This window comes from Sphingomonas edaphi, from assembly GCF_003583725.1.
GTDB lineage: Bacteria > Pseudomonadota > Alphaproteobacteria > Sphingomonadales > Sphingomonadaceae > Sphingomicrobium > Sphingomicrobium edaphi.
In genome coordinates this window covers 16,629-28,668 of sequence record NZ_QXTF01000001.1, presented here as the reverse complement: position 1 = coordinate 28,668, position 12,040 = coordinate 16,629, and the positions used below count along the sequence as shown (strand labels likewise).

The 12,040-nt window shown below is 58.3% G+C and carries 14 protein-coding genes and 1 tRNA gene; 10 read left to right on the top strand and 5 right to left on the bottom strand.

Annotated elements, in window-relative coordinates:
* Positions 1 to 160: 160 nt before the first annotated feature.
* The 7 genes from D3M59_RS00155 (at position 161) to D3M59_RS00125 (ending at position 5,203) form a co-directional block, all read left to right on the top strand.
* A complete protein-coding gene (locus D3M59_RS00155; protein ID WP_119532763.1) occupies positions 161 to 988 on the top strand; it encodes an NAD kinase in 828 nt (275 codons plus the stop codon).
* Positions 989 to 1,043: 55 nt separating this feature from the next.
* Positions 1,044 to 1,118: transfer RNA gene (locus tag D3M59_RS00150), tRNA-Asn, on the top strand.
* Between the two features lie 141 nt (positions 1,119 to 1,259).
* Positions 1,260 to 2,105, top strand: a complete 846-nt coding sequence (locus D3M59_RS00145; RefSeq protein WP_147416666.1) for a HupA family protein — start codon at positions 1,260 to 1,262, stop codon at positions 2,103 to 2,105.
* A gap of 142 nt (positions 2,106 to 2,247) precedes the next feature.
* Positions 2,248 to 2,745, top strand: a complete 498-nt coding sequence (locus D3M59_RS12400) for a PilZ domain-containing protein (protein WP_147416665.1) — start codon at positions 2,248 to 2,250, stop codon at positions 2,743 to 2,745.
* Between the two features lie 84 nt (positions 2,746 to 2,829).
* Positions 2,830 to 4,101: a SulP family inorganic anion transporter gene (locus D3M59_RS00135; RefSeq protein ID WP_119530357.1), complete on the top strand. Its 1,272-nt coding sequence runs from the start codon at positions 2,830 to 2,832 to the stop codon at positions 4,099 to 4,101.
* Positions 4,102 to 4,202: 101 nt separating this feature from the next.
* Complete coding sequence (locus D3M59_RS00130; protein WP_119530355.1) at positions 4,203 to 4,619, top strand: ester cyclase; 417 nt, start codon at positions 4,203 to 4,205, stop codon at positions 4,617 to 4,619.
* Positions 4,619 to 5,203, top strand: coding sequence for a TetR/AcrR family transcriptional regulator (locus D3M59_RS00125; protein WP_119530353.1), 585 nt, complete (start codon positions 4,619 to 4,621; stop codon positions 5,201 to 5,203). The genes D3M59_RS00130 and D3M59_RS00125 overlap by 1 nt, the downstream gene beginning before the upstream one ends.
* Before the next feature lie 133 nt (positions 5,204 to 5,336).
* On the opposite strand, the gene D3M59_RS00120 is transcribed toward D3M59_RS00125, so the two are convergent.
* Positions 5,337 to 5,837: a pyridoxamine 5'-phosphate oxidase family protein gene (locus D3M59_RS00120; protein WP_119530351.1), complete on the bottom strand. Its 501-nt coding sequence runs from the start codon at positions 5,835 to 5,837 to the stop codon at positions 5,337 to 5,339.
* Positions 5,838 to 6,083: 246 nt separating this feature from the next.
* Here D3M59_RS00120 and D3M59_RS00115 point away from each other — a divergent pair, with 246 nt between their 5' ends.
* The 3 genes from D3M59_RS00115 to D3M59_RS00110 all read left to right on the top strand — a co-directional run bounded on the left by D3M59_RS00115 (position 6,084) and on the right by D3M59_RS00110 (position 7,605).
* Complete coding sequence (locus D3M59_RS00115; RefSeq protein WP_147416664.1) at positions 6,084 to 6,485, top strand: c-type cytochrome; 402 nt, start codon at positions 6,084 to 6,086, stop codon at positions 6,483 to 6,485.
* Between the two features lie 225 nt (positions 6,486 to 6,710).
* On the top strand, positions 6,711 to 6,878 hold the full coding sequence (locus D3M59_RS11985; RefSeq protein ID WP_158581903.1) for a hypothetical protein: 168 nt from the start codon (positions 6,711 to 6,713) through the stop codon (positions 6,876 to 6,878).
* Positions 6,879 to 6,972: 94 nt separating this feature from the next.
* A complete protein-coding gene (locus tag D3M59_RS00110; protein WP_119530347.1) occupies positions 6,973 to 7,605 on the top strand; it encodes a YfgM family protein in 633 nt (210 codons plus the stop codon).
* A gap of 35 nt (positions 7,606 to 7,640) precedes the next feature.
* Here the strand turns inward: D3M59_RS00110 and D3M59_RS00105 are convergent, their stop codons facing one another.
* Genes D3M59_RS00105 through otsB form a run of 4 tightly spaced genes read right to left on the bottom strand, consistent with a single transcriptional unit; the run spans position 7,641 to position 11,926 of the window.
* Entirely contained in the window at positions 7,641 to 8,009 is a 369-nt protein-coding gene (locus tag D3M59_RS00105) for a YidH family protein (protein ID WP_119530345.1), read from the bottom strand.
* Entirely contained in the window at positions 7,993 to 9,411 is a 1,419-nt protein-coding gene (locus tag D3M59_RS00100) for an alpha,alpha-trehalose-phosphate synthase (UDP-forming) (protein WP_119530343.1), read from the bottom strand. The genes D3M59_RS00105 and D3M59_RS00100 overlap by 17 nt, the downstream gene beginning before the upstream one ends.
* Positions 9,408 to 11,189: a glycoside hydrolase family 15 protein gene (locus tag D3M59_RS00095; protein ID WP_119530341.1), complete on the bottom strand. Its 1,782-nt coding sequence runs from the start codon at positions 11,187 to 11,189 to the stop codon at positions 9,408 to 9,410. Before D3M59_RS00095 ends, D3M59_RS00100 begins: the two co-directional genes overlap by 4 nt.
* Positions 11,186 to 11,926: a trehalose-phosphatase gene (gene otsB, locus D3M59_RS00090; protein WP_119530339.1), complete on the bottom strand. Its 741-nt coding sequence runs from the start codon at positions 11,924 to 11,926 to the stop codon at positions 11,186 to 11,188. Before otsB ends, D3M59_RS00095 begins: the two co-directional genes overlap by 4 nt.
* Between the last annotated feature and the right edge of the window lie 114 nt (positions 11,927 to 12,040).

Genomic DNA, 12,040 nt, shown 5'->3' with positions numbered 1-12,040 from the left:
GGCGGGCGCCAGACCTTTTCGATCCGACGCCCGCGCCCCCCGAAACCATTTCGAACGCCACGCTGTCATGACGGAGACTATGCCCATGTGATCGGCTCACCCAAGCGCGGCTTTTGCAGCGCTCCGTTTCGGGACAGTGGCGCTTCTCTGGCAAATCCTTATGCTTGGACTTGTGAACGTGGCCGGCTCAACTCCCCTGCCCTCCAAACGCGACCTCGCGGCGCGCGGCATCGGACTCGTGGCGTCAACGACCGAGGCAGCCAAGGCTGCCGAGCGACTGCTTCGAAAGCGCTACAGCTGGGCCAATGAAGACGACGCCGACACGCTTGTTGCGCTGGGCGGCGACGGTTTCATGCTCCAGACTCTCCATGCGATGCTGGAAGATGGGCAGCCGCGCCCAGTGTTCGGTATGAACCGCGGCACGTTTGGCTTCTTGATGAACGAGTGGCGCCTGGACCGCCTTCCAGAGCGTATCGAGGCTGCCAAACACATTACGGTGATGCCGCTCAGCATGGAAGCGACGACGATTCGGGGTGAGACCTGGACTCATCCCGCGATCAACGAAGTCTCTCTTTTAAGAGAAACTCGCCAGACCGCGAAAATCGAAATCTGCGTCAACGGCCGCGTAGTTATGCCGGAACTGGTTGCAGACGGCGTGCTGGTTGCGACCCCGGCAGGCTCAACAGCCTATAACCTATCGGCGCACGGCCCCATCCTTCCATTGCAGGCACGGTTGCTGGCCTTGACGTCGATCAGCCCCTTCCGTCCCCGGCGCTGGTCCGGTGCCATTCTCCCCGATGATGTCGCTATTCGGTTCCGCATTCTTGAGGCGGACAAGCGCCCCGTCTCGGCCGTCGCCGACCAGTTCGAGGTGCGAGATGTGGTCAGCGTTGACGTCACGCTGGACCGTTCCCAGTCTTTGACGCTGCTCTTCGATCCGGAGCATGCACTCGATGAGCGCATCGCGATGGAGCAATTTGCGAGTTGAGGCTTGCGAATCTCAATTCGCTGCGTCATAGGCCCGTTCGTCCGATGAGGACCGCTCCCCGATAGCTCAGCGGTAGAGTAGGTGACTGTTAATCACTTGGTCGTTGGTTCGAATCCAACTCGGGGAGCCATTTTCCAGCATCGCTAGCTAAACGCCTCGCAACAAGCGGGCTATGCGATCATGCGATCATCAGTAAATCATCGGCACTTCGTCATGGCTTCGCCTGGCGTATCTGCAGCACGCTTCTCCCCACTTCGCAGTGGAGGAAGATATGCGCGGCCAGGCTCTGACGATTTTGCTGTTGGCATCGGTGACGTTGCTGCCAGCGTGCGGTGGTGGGTCGAATGGATCAGCCGGCTTTTCCTCAACGCCGCCGCCGCCACCACCGCCGCCTCCGCCTCCGCCACCGCCTCCCGGCGCCATAGCGCCGTTTGGTGTGACGGCAGACACGACCTTCGCCACCGTTGGCGACGACATTGACATCCGTTGGGACGAGGTTTCCAAGTCCTATGAGATCAGGTTGTCGGACAGTGATTGGACGCGCCTCAACTACGGGGGTTCCTCGTCACAGGGCGAGCAGCATTTCCCCGCGTCCAACATTTACGGACTGACAGTCGCCAAGCCCTCCGCCTACCAGTACACCGCCGTAGCTACCCAGTTCGAGAATAGCTGGGGATATCCGCTACAAGCCATCGCCTTCGGGGTGCCAACGGCTGCAGGAGACGTGCCTATAACTGGTGCGGCGAATTACGATTTCTCGATCAGCGGCCGTAACGAGGGCAACGATTGGTCCTATATCGTCGGCGGGAATGGCCAGATGTCATTCGATTTTTCCGCTGGCACGCTCAGCGGTCACTTTGAGCCAACAATCAACAATTGGACCGAGGACACGCGGGCGCTCGGCCGGTACGATTTTGTGAATACCGTCTATGGCGTCGGAAGCACGACGTTTTCGGGCGAGCTGAAGCATGCGTCGTTACTTGAGTTGGGCCAGTTCGACGGTCGCTTTAATGGGCCTCAAGCATCCGAGCTGATGGCGCAATGGCGTGCGCCGTATATCAACCCGTGGACAGAGAGCGCCGGCCATATTGTCGGCTTCTGGATCGGCAAAAAGTGATTAGTTTGTTCTTCCGACGCAGTCGGAATAGCGCACCTCAACGCCGGTCATCTATTCCGGATCGGACTGAATAATAACGGTCTCGTGACCTAACCTAGGCCAATCCCTCTGTCGCGACATCGCCGTCGCGACGGAGTGCCTAGTGAAGCAGCGTGAACCCCGCCGTAGCGTCATGATCTCCGCGCGAATGAGGGAAGGCGACTGTTGGAGCGATGCCAACATTCTGAACGTCTCTTCCCGAGGCCTTCTGCTCCACTCGAGCAAACCCCCATCGAGGGGAGCCTATATTGAGGTTCGTCGGGGTAATTACGTTATCGTCGCTCGGGTGGTCTGGACGGAAGCCAATCGATTTGGCGTTCGGGCCCAGGACAAATTGTCGTTCGATTGCCTTGTCGCGGACAAACCGCAGGCGAAAAGACCTACCAACGACACCGGTGCGATGGTTGAACGCCGTGCCACCCCCCGTTCAGAGGCGCTTGAATGGCGGCACACGCAGTGCCGAGACCGATCGAGATCCATCCAGTTCGTCTGGTTCCTAGGATTTGGCGTTATTCTCTCCACCTTCGTGTACCAGGCCGTTGACGAAACGCTTTCGCAGCCAATGGCGATCCTAACCGGTCAGTTGCAGCCGAAAGGTTAGGCCCCAAGGTCTCTTATCGGCTGCTTCTCAACCTAAGTTGGTCCCCCTATTGAATGGCCAAACTCTGCCGCCTACCCAATCAAGGTGAAACCCAAGCTCTTCACAACGATGTCGAGCTATTCGCCGCGGCTTTTGGCACAGGACACGCTCGCGGGCGTCACTGTAGCGCTGGTGGCCCTGCCGCTCAGCATTGCCATCGCCATTGCGTCCGGCGCGGATCCTAAGGCGGGCCTTGTTACCGCCATCGTCGGCGGATTTTTGATTTCAATGCTGGGAGGCAGCCGGGTTCAGATCGGCGGCCCGACGGGCGCGTTTATCGTTGTCGTTTACGACGTAATTGCGCGGTTTGGCTTCGATGGTCTGTTGCTCGGGACCCTCATGGCGGGGATTATCCTAGTCATTGGCGGCTTGGTCAGGGCGGGACGATTTATCGCTCTTGTTCCGGAGCCGGTGATCGAAGGCTTTACCATAGGCATCGCGGTCATCATCGCCATTGGTCAGCTTAAAGACCTCCTTGGCCTTTCGTTCGGTCCAACCTCTGCCGATCTGATCGAGACCGTGCCGGCAATGTGGAACGCCCGCGGATCCTTCAGCCTATCAGCATTCACTGTCGGCATATTTAGTATCCTGGGGATTGCCGTTTTGCGGCGTCTTGCGCCGTGGTTTCCCGGCTCTCTCTTGGTCATTGCCATCGCTTCAGCGGCCGTTGCCATTTTCGCTGCCCCCGTCGAGACGATTCATTCCCGCTTCGGAGCGCTGCCCGCCGGTCTTTCGATACCCTCGTTTCCGCCGGTCAGTATCGAACTGATCAGCAATCTCCTTCCCTCGGCATTCGTGATCGCGTTTCTGGCCGGAGTAGAGTCCCTTCTATCGGCCATCGTCGCCGACCGGATGATCGGCGGAAGTCATCGCTCCAACGCGGAACTGCTCGCCCAGGGAGCCGCTAACATTGCGTCTCCACTATTCGGAGGCCTGCCAGCGACCGGCGCAATCGCCCGGACTGCAACGAATGTGCGCGCAGGCGGGAAAACACCGATTGCGGGTATCGTCCATGCACTCGCCATCTTGTTGTTCACGATCACCGCTTCCAGCCTGACTGCCTACCTCGCGATGCCTGCGCTTGCTGGTCTGCTGATTGTGACGGCGTGGACGATGAGTGAGCCGACACGTTGGCGGGAGCGCCTTAGTCTGCGCAAGTCCGACCGGGCCCTACTATTCCTGACCATGTTCCTAACGGTCGCCAGCGATTTAACCGTGGCGATAGCGGTCGGCACCGGCGTTGGCTTGGCTCTACGCATCTTGAGACGGGATGTTGAACCCGCTGACTGGACGCCTTCCGACCGTTCGAAACTATAGGCGGCGGCAACGGGTGCGTCCGCACGCGCGAACAAAACGATATATTAGTCTTGACATGAGACAGTCGTCTTATTTAGACGTGTCGCTCGAGGAGGTGCACCATGACCCTGACCCGCGAACTGATGGATCATAAACTCGACGAACATTTTGGCTTTGAAGCTCGTGACGACGTCGAGGGAGTTCTTTCGACCCTCACCGATGACGTCGAGCATGATGTTGTCGGATGGCCGACCGGCCCCAGTCACGGTCGAGATCAGGCCCGGGCCTTTTATGAGGCGACGTTTCCTGACTTGGCCGATGGCAAGGTGCAGTCCGTGCGCCGGCTCTATGGCGACGACTTCATGGTCGACGAGTCCATCTGGCGGGGCACTGCTCCAGGTCGCCCGTTTGGTTTGGAAGGCAAGGGTCGCCCGCTCGAATTCCGGCTTCTGCACATTCTCGAATTTACGTCCGATGGGCACATCAGGCGCGAGAATGTGTGGCTCGATATGGCATCAATCCAGAAACAGTTGTCGTAATGCCTCGGGACAATCAACGAAATCGAACGCGCAAGGACCTGCTTGAGGCGGCCCTTCGCCTTTCGGCCAACGGCGACAAGCCGTCACTCGAGCAAGTGGCAGAAGATGCGTCTGTTTCGCGCGCTACCGCCTATCGCTATTTCAAGAATGTCGATGAGCTGCTTCTGGAAGCTGCACTGCACATGGCGTTTCCCGATGCGAGTGAGATACTCGATCCGGAGGACGTCGATCCGGTCAGCCGGCTGAAGAGAGTTGATCACGCCGTCCAAGCCATGATCGAGGCCAACGAGCCATCGCTTAGACTGATGATGGCAAACTCGATCCAAAAAGCTGCAAACGCGGATGGGCTTCCTGCTCGACAAAACCGGCGCATGCCCTTGGTCGAAGCCGCTCTCGAACCAGCTGCCGGCAGCATCGATCGGAAGTCTCTTGAACGCCTGAAGGCGGGCCTGAGCTTAATCGTCGGTGCCGAAGCCACGATCGTTTTCAAGGACGTGCTGCAGCTCTCCGACAAGGAGGCGACTGAAGTCAGGCACTGGGTAATCGAGGCCCTTGTGGATCACGCGCACAAATCAGGCCGATGATAGAGCGCCGCGGCAAAAACAGTCGAAACGCGCAAAGCGAGACTCCTGCTGCTCGGGCAGCATATTGGAGCGTAGAATCCCTCGAGCAAAAATGGGTTGGCTAAGCCCGACCTGCAATCGACCCTCGAGAGGCTTAGGCCGGTGTTGGGCGCCATTTCTCGCCCTCTGATGGTTTGATCGCCGTTACGGTTCCGTCGGCCTGGACAGTGAGGGCTTCCGTATGACCAAGGGCAATGCTGTAATCGAGCACCGACACATGCTCGCATCGGGCCCGCATGAGCGCTGTTACGTTCGGGTCAGGGCGCTCAAAGCCCACGAGGTTGGGATGCCTATCGACGAGAAGACGCCAACCGCGCTCCCGCTCCTCCTCCCCCGTCATTTCGACCGCGTGGGCGCCCACATACACGGCCTTATGCGTGTTGAGTTCGACCGCTTCGCTGGCGACAGCAAATGAAATGCGGTCATCGTGACGAATGTTCGCGAATTTCTGGCTGTTTCGCAGGATCAGGAAATAGACGTTCCAACCATCATTTGCATATCCAACGATAGTCGTTTGCGGCCATCCATCTGGCCGCAAAGTGGAAACTGCCATTGTCCTGTGGGCGTTCAGAATTTCAATTGCCGGTTGCAGCATCGAAAGCCTCCTCTGCAGATCCCGGCGGACAGGCTAGCGCGCCGAACTCTACCACCTCCCCAACATATGTCCGCTCTCGCCAACCGCAAGCGCGGGCGGTCATGGTCTCCAATCAGGCGTCGCGTTCCTTAATACCACCGTCATGATTTGAATTGCTGGCACAGCGAGGTCTTCAACTCTTGCCTTTGGACCGGGCAACGTGACACGATCAGTCCCCTGGAGAGGGCGACGCGAGAGGGATCGAACGTGAAATTTGTGTATGCTGCCTGCTTCGCATTCGCCCTAGTTGCTTGTCAGGATGTCCCCCCGGCTCAATCGTCTCCCCGCACGAGCCGCTCCGATGCGGTCGAAAAGCGTGCCAAGATGCTATCGCCCTTGGCAGCTCAAGGCCGGGCACTGGCCGAGGAGTCCTGTTCTGCCTGCCATGCGATCGATACTGCAATCGCATCTCCGAATTCCAACGCACCTCTATTTCCAGTTATCGTCAACCAAGAAGGCGTGAGCTCAGAGACGCTTTCGTACTGGCTGCGCGGCGCCCACAACTACCCGAGCGAAATGGATTTCTATCTCGACGCGCAGAAAGTTGATGCGCTGGTCGCCTATATGCTCACGCTCCAGGACCCGAATTACGAGCGTCCTGTCGACTGAGAGCCGTAGCTGCAACGGTCGAGACTGCTCTTCCCTTTCACCCCCTAATTGCGCAGGCCATCCATCAGCCCACGGCACATTAAACGCCCGGGCTCAGGTGCGGATTCCCATGTTGGCAGGCAAATAACATCCGTTTGTAGAAGCGTGTCGGCGCAAACCTGCGCTTGCTGGTAGGGCTGATCCAGTAACGCGGGCACTCTCCGCAGTGTTTTTCCGGAGGCAAAGTTGTCCCAACAGAATCAGTCTTACCTGCCCATGTTCCTGATGATGTTGGGCATTATGCTCGGAGCCGGCCTCGGCGCGGCATTTGGGAACGTGGCGATCGGCATACCGGCGGGTCTCGCGATTGGCGGTCTCGCAGCCATGATCGTCCTAAAGATTCAGAAGCAATGAATTAAGCGTCTCTGGAATTGTCGCCCAGTTTGATCACAACTGCAGTCCAGAGGCTAGAAAGTAGCATTTAAACTTTTCGCGGTACGGCCGCTCCATGAAAAGCGATGACTGGTACCGAAACCACACCTGGAGCGATGACATCGAGGCTGCGTTCAATGCAAAACTTGCGCGCAGCAGGAGCCAGAAAGCTCAATACCTTCGGATCCAGGGGTCGATCCTGAAAGACGCCTTTCCGGCGGCAGCCATACAGTTGCTTCGCCGATGCGTTGAGGAAGGCGACGACTTCCACATCGCTCACGCCTATCTCGATATGGCTCACGCCCATTATGTCTCAGGCGACATCGAAGCTGCACTTCGGTCCCTCGAAGATGCCATGGATCAGCAGCGTCGGCAGCCGCTATTTCGAACAAGTGCACTGTATGACTACGGGATGCTTGTAGCATTACATGAGCGGGCGGAGCGCTACGACAGGGCCTTGAGTATATTGGAGGGCGCCAACGACGCACCTTTTGCCTCGATGGTGTTTCAGGCTGAAGCGGCACGTGCGCTGATATTCGCGGCCCGCGGACAAACGAGGGCAGCCGTCGCGGCCGCACGGCGAGCCCTTTCCGCGGAGGCCGAAGAGGTCGGATGGATACCCGGACATCCCGAAGTCGGCGTAATTTCGAACCACGACAACCCGCTGAGTAAGCGCCTGCGCGAGGTTGTCACGGCCGCGACTTCATAGGAAGCTGCGACGGTCCTTGGTGAACGGCAACAGCTTCAAGACGTCACTGTCCATATCGCCGCGATCAGGCCGAGTGAGCCCAGCGAGATGATGGCAGCAAATAAACGAAAATAGGTAGCTTTCGCCTTAACCACTGCATGTGCGTTCAGTCGACCGAGCACTTGGCATGCCCGCCTTTCCGCGAGCACGATGACGAGAAGTCCTAGAAGCAGAAATGCCGTGGCAACCAACCGCGGGAGCCAGAACGGCTCGATCGCTGAGAACAGCCCTTGAAAACCGACACCAATCCCGATGCAGCCAAGGCTCGTCCGCATCCAACTGCCGAAAGTGCGTTCATTGGACAGCAGCGTACGGTCTTCCGCTAACTCGTCCCGCGTCAACTCATCGCTATCTCTGGGCGACATTGCTGATTTCTAGCACCTCCGGCTCGGGCACTGGTTCGCCGAGCAGCGCCTGAGTGAACCGTTGCCGCCACCAAACTACATCTTCATTCTGGATATTTTCGAACATCGCCTTCCAGCGCCGTATCCGTTCCTCACGCGGCATGGCGAGTGCCGTGCGGATGGCGTCGGCTACCTCCTCAGCGCTATAGGGATTTACAAGCAGGGCATCTTTGAGCTGGACGGCCGCGCCTGCGAAGCGCGACAAGATCAATACGCCGGGATCGTCGGGATCCTGAGCAGCGACGAACTCCTTCGCCACGAGGTTCATTCCGTCCCTCAACGGAGTAACGAGTCCGATACGCGCCGCCCGGTAAACGCCGGCGAGAACGTCGCGCGGATAGCCGTGATTAACGTAGCGGATCGGCACCCAGTCAAGATCTGCATAAGCACCGTTCACACGGCCCGCGATCCCTTCGAGCGAGCCGCGAATGTCCTGGTACGCTTCCACGGTCCCTCGAGAGGGTGGCGCAATCTGCAGCAGAAACACTTCTTTTCGTTCATCAGGATTTTCTCGAAGGAAGCGTTCGTATCCCAGAAATCGAGCCTCGAGCCCTTTTGAATAATCCAATCGGTCCACACCGACGATCATCGCGCGGTTATTCGCACTGACTCGCATCTGCTCCAATGTTTTCTGCGCCTGCTCGCCACGGGCGAGAGAAGCGAATTCGCCGCAGTCGATCCCAATAGGACAAACAAGCAGACGAATTTCCTTGTCACCCAAGCGGAGAATACCGTCTTCGAACGTGCCCCCATTCTCAAAAATGACGAACTCCGCGAACGACTGCAGCCACTCGTCGGTGTGGAAGCCAATTACGTCGTAAGCAAACATCGTTGCGACAAGCTCGTTGGCTTCCGGCAGGGTCAGCAACAGGCGGCGCGGTGGCCAAGGGGTGTGAAGGAAGAAACCGATGCGATTCTTGCAGCCGCGTTTCCGCAGCTCGGCGCCGAGCGGGATCATGTGATAATCCTGCACCCAAATGGCGTCGTCCGGCTCGATTAGGGGAAGCACCGTGTCCGCGAACCGCTCGTTCGCGCGCTGATATCCTTCTGCGAACTCCCGCTCATACTCCGCCAGGTCGACGCGGTAATGAAATAACGGCCAGAGCGTCCGGTTGGCATAGCCGTCATAATATTCCTCGACGTCCTGCTCTTCGAGATCGACGGTCGCCGTCGTAACGCCATTCTGGCGCTGAAAATTAATTTGCCCGGTGAATTCATCGGTGATCTCGCCGGACCAACCGAACCACAGGCCGCGATATTCTCGCAAAGCCGCTGTTAATGCGACGGCGAGGCCCCCCTGTGACCCGGCGGCGCCACCGGTAATCGCCGCAACGCGATTGGAGACCACGACCAGCCTACTCATCGTATTGAACTCCATGGATTGCTTAAAAGCACGGCACAATTGATGATGCCGACCAGCGAGTATGTTTGCGGGTAGTTTCCCCACAATTCACCCGTTTCCGGGTCGATATCTTCAGACAAGAGGCCAGCAGCCGTACGCCTTGCCAGCATCTGCTCGAACAGATTGCGCGCATCGCTTTCGCGCCCGGTGGCTTGTAACGCCTCAATCAGCCAGAAGGTGCAGACGTTGAAGGCTGTTTCTGGCAGGCCAAAATCGTCTTCGGTATCGTATCGCAACATATAGGAACCGCGTCTCAAACCCCTTTCGACCGCCTTTAGGGTCCCCTGAAATCTCGGATCGTCCGGTTTGAAAAAGCGCAGGTCGAGCAATTGAATCAGGCTGGCGTCGAGATTGTCGCCCTCGAAAGTCGACGAGATGCGGCTGGTGTCATCACGCCAAGCAGCGTTTTCGATGCGATTACGTATCTTGCTTGCTCTGCCTGCCCAGAAATCTGCCCTCTCGACGAGGTTCATGGCAACGGCAGCGTGCGCCAGTCGGTCGCAAGCTGCCCATGACATCGCTGCTGAGTAGGTATGCACGTGCGTGCGCGTGCGGAGCTCCCACAGTCCGGCGTCGGGCTTATCATGAAGCTGCCAAGCACGTTCGCCGATCCTTTCAAGCGAGTGAAAGTCTTCAATCGTCGCGACGCGGAAAAGACGTTGATCGAAGAAAGCCTGGACATTGGAAAGAACGATTTGGCCGTACGCGTCGTGCTGCACTTGTTCGTATGCTTGGTTGCCTACGCGGACGGGAGGCATGCCCCGGTAACCCGGAAGCCCCTCTTCGATCCGTTCTTCAATGCCTATCTCGCCGGCGACGCCGTACAGTGGCTGAATGTGGCCGCCCTTGGAAGCGTCGACGATGTTTCGGAGATAGGAAAGATAGCCTTCAAGGACGTCCAAGGCGCCTAGGCGATTGAGTGCTTGAACGGTGTAATAGGCGTCGCGGATCCAGCAGTAGCGATAATCCCAGTTCCGTTGCGAGCCCGCATGCTCGGGGATAGACGTAGTGAGCGCCGCCACAATCGCGCCCGTCTCTTCATGCTGGCAGAGCTTGAGTGTGATGGCTGACCGAATGACGGCATCCTGCCACTCGAATGGCGTCGCGAGACCGCGGACCCATTCACGCCATTCTGAAGCCGTGTCCGCCAGCATCTGCTCGACCGTACGGGCGAGATTGCCATCAAAACTTTCGTCCGGACCCAGGAAAAAAGTCAGGGGCCTCTCAAGCCGAAAAACTTGCTCCGAGTTGACGATCCCCACAGCCGCGTCGGTCGTTAGGCGCATCGGGATGGCAGGCACTGGATAGCGCAAGTGGTTTGACCCGCCGGGGACCGGGCTAATCGATTTGCCCCAGTCCCCAGTCGGCCTCAGGCGTACTGCAATTCTCGGACTGCCATTTACGGGCCTTACGATCCGCGCGAACGCAACTGGCCGGTACGTTCGCCCCTGCCTCCGGTAGCGCGGGCAAAAATCGACGATCTCAATCGCGTTACCGGTCCCGTCAGTCTTGCGGGTAACCAAAATGGGCGTGTTTCTGAGATAGTACTGATCGACCGACTGACAGCCTTCCAGGTCAATCGCCCAAAGCCCCCGATCAGGATGCTCACCTCCGAGAAGGCTCGAAAACAGCGGGTCGCCATCCACCCGAGGCACGCAGCCCCAGACCAGTTCACCGGCGCGGTTGATCAACGCGCTGACCTGGCAATTCCCGATGGGCCAAAGGTCGAGCGACGTCATTTAAAATCCTCGCTAGCAGCTCGCAGCCAGTCATGAACCGCTTCTACGTTCTCAAGCAGGAAGCCAGCCGCAGTTTCGCGATATTCGCCGACCAGCACGCCTACGCCTCCCAACCGCTGCGCAGCGAGAAATCCGTGTTCGTCGGTCAGGTCGTCACCCAGGAAAACGGGCCGTGATCCGCGAAAGGGAGCTTCATCCATGAATTGTTCCAGCGCCGTACCCTTATCGCTACATGCGGGTTTTAGTTCGAGAACCATGCTTCCGGGCTGGATCGTAAAGCCCGTCGATATCGCTGTTCGTTGTGCCGCCTCGAAGCACTCGTCTTCCGCGTCGGGTGCAGCCCGATAATGAAGCGCAACACTCATTGGCTTTTCTTCGACGAGAATGCCGGGGCGATCGGCTGCGAAATCGCGAAGGAGTTCTATGGCTTGATTCAACTGTTTGCTCGGCGGACTGTCCTCGATAGCTGTTTTAGCACCGGCCCTTTCCAATCCATGGCTTCCGGCAACAGCCAAGTTCAAGGGTGCGAGGAACTCGCGAACGTCGGCAATGGACCGGCCTGTTAGGATGGCAAGCCGGCCATCGAGCAGGGTGTGCAAATGCGCCAACACCTCGATCAGTGATGGCTCCATCCGCACCGCTTCGGGCCGGTCAGCGAAGGTTACCAACGTGCCGTCAAAATCGAGGAACAGGCTTCCTTCTTTAAGTATGCTTGTTGGTGGGGGTGCGAGTGTCATCAATCCTCTTAACCGTGGAAAATGGCGCAGCAGGAAGGCCTCCACATGGACAAATCCGCGGAATTGCGGACTGCGCGAGCCCGACGCATCACAACTGCATGCTCTGAACGGTGA

Bases quoted from the DNA above. Each gene is read 5' to 3' on its own strand.
- D3M59_RS00095 (WP_119530341.1), bottom strand. From the start codon at position 11,189: ATGACGTCGCTCGACCTTTGGCCCATCGGGAATTGCCAGGTCAGCGCG.
- D3M59_RS00145 (WP_147416666.1), top strand. From the start codon at position 1,260: ATGCGCGGCCAGGCTCTGACGATTTTGCTGTTGGCATCGGTGACGTTG.
- D3M59_RS00110 (WP_119530347.1), top strand. From the start codon at position 6,973: ATGAAAAGCGATGACTGGTACCGAAACCACACCTGGAGCGATGACATC.
- D3M59_RS00130 (WP_119530355.1), top strand. From the start codon at position 4,203: ATGACCCTGACCCGCGAACTGATGGATCATAAACTCGACGAACATTTT.
- D3M59_RS00100 (WP_119530343.1), bottom strand. From the start codon at position 9,411: ATGAGTAGGCTGGTCGTGGTCTCCAATCGCGTTGCGGCGATTACCGGT.
- D3M59_RS00125 (WP_119530353.1), top strand. From the start codon at position 4,619: ATGCCTCGGGACAATCAACGAAATCGAACGCGCAAGGACCTGCTTGAG.
- D3M59_RS00120 (WP_119530351.1), bottom strand. From the start codon at position 5,837: ATGCTGCAACCGGCAATTGAAATTCTGAACGCCCACAGGACAATGGCA.
- otsB (WP_119530339.1), bottom strand. From the start codon at position 11,926: ATGACACTCGCACCCCCACCAACAAGCATACTTAAAGAAGGAAGCCTG.
- D3M59_RS00155 (WP_119532763.1), top strand. From the start codon at position 161: ATGCTTGGACTTGTGAACGTGGCCGGCTCAACTCCCCTGCCCTCCAAA.
- D3M59_RS00105 (WP_119530345.1), bottom strand. From the start codon at position 8,009: ATGTCGCCCAGAGATAGCGATGAGTTGACGCGGGACGAGTTAGCGGAA.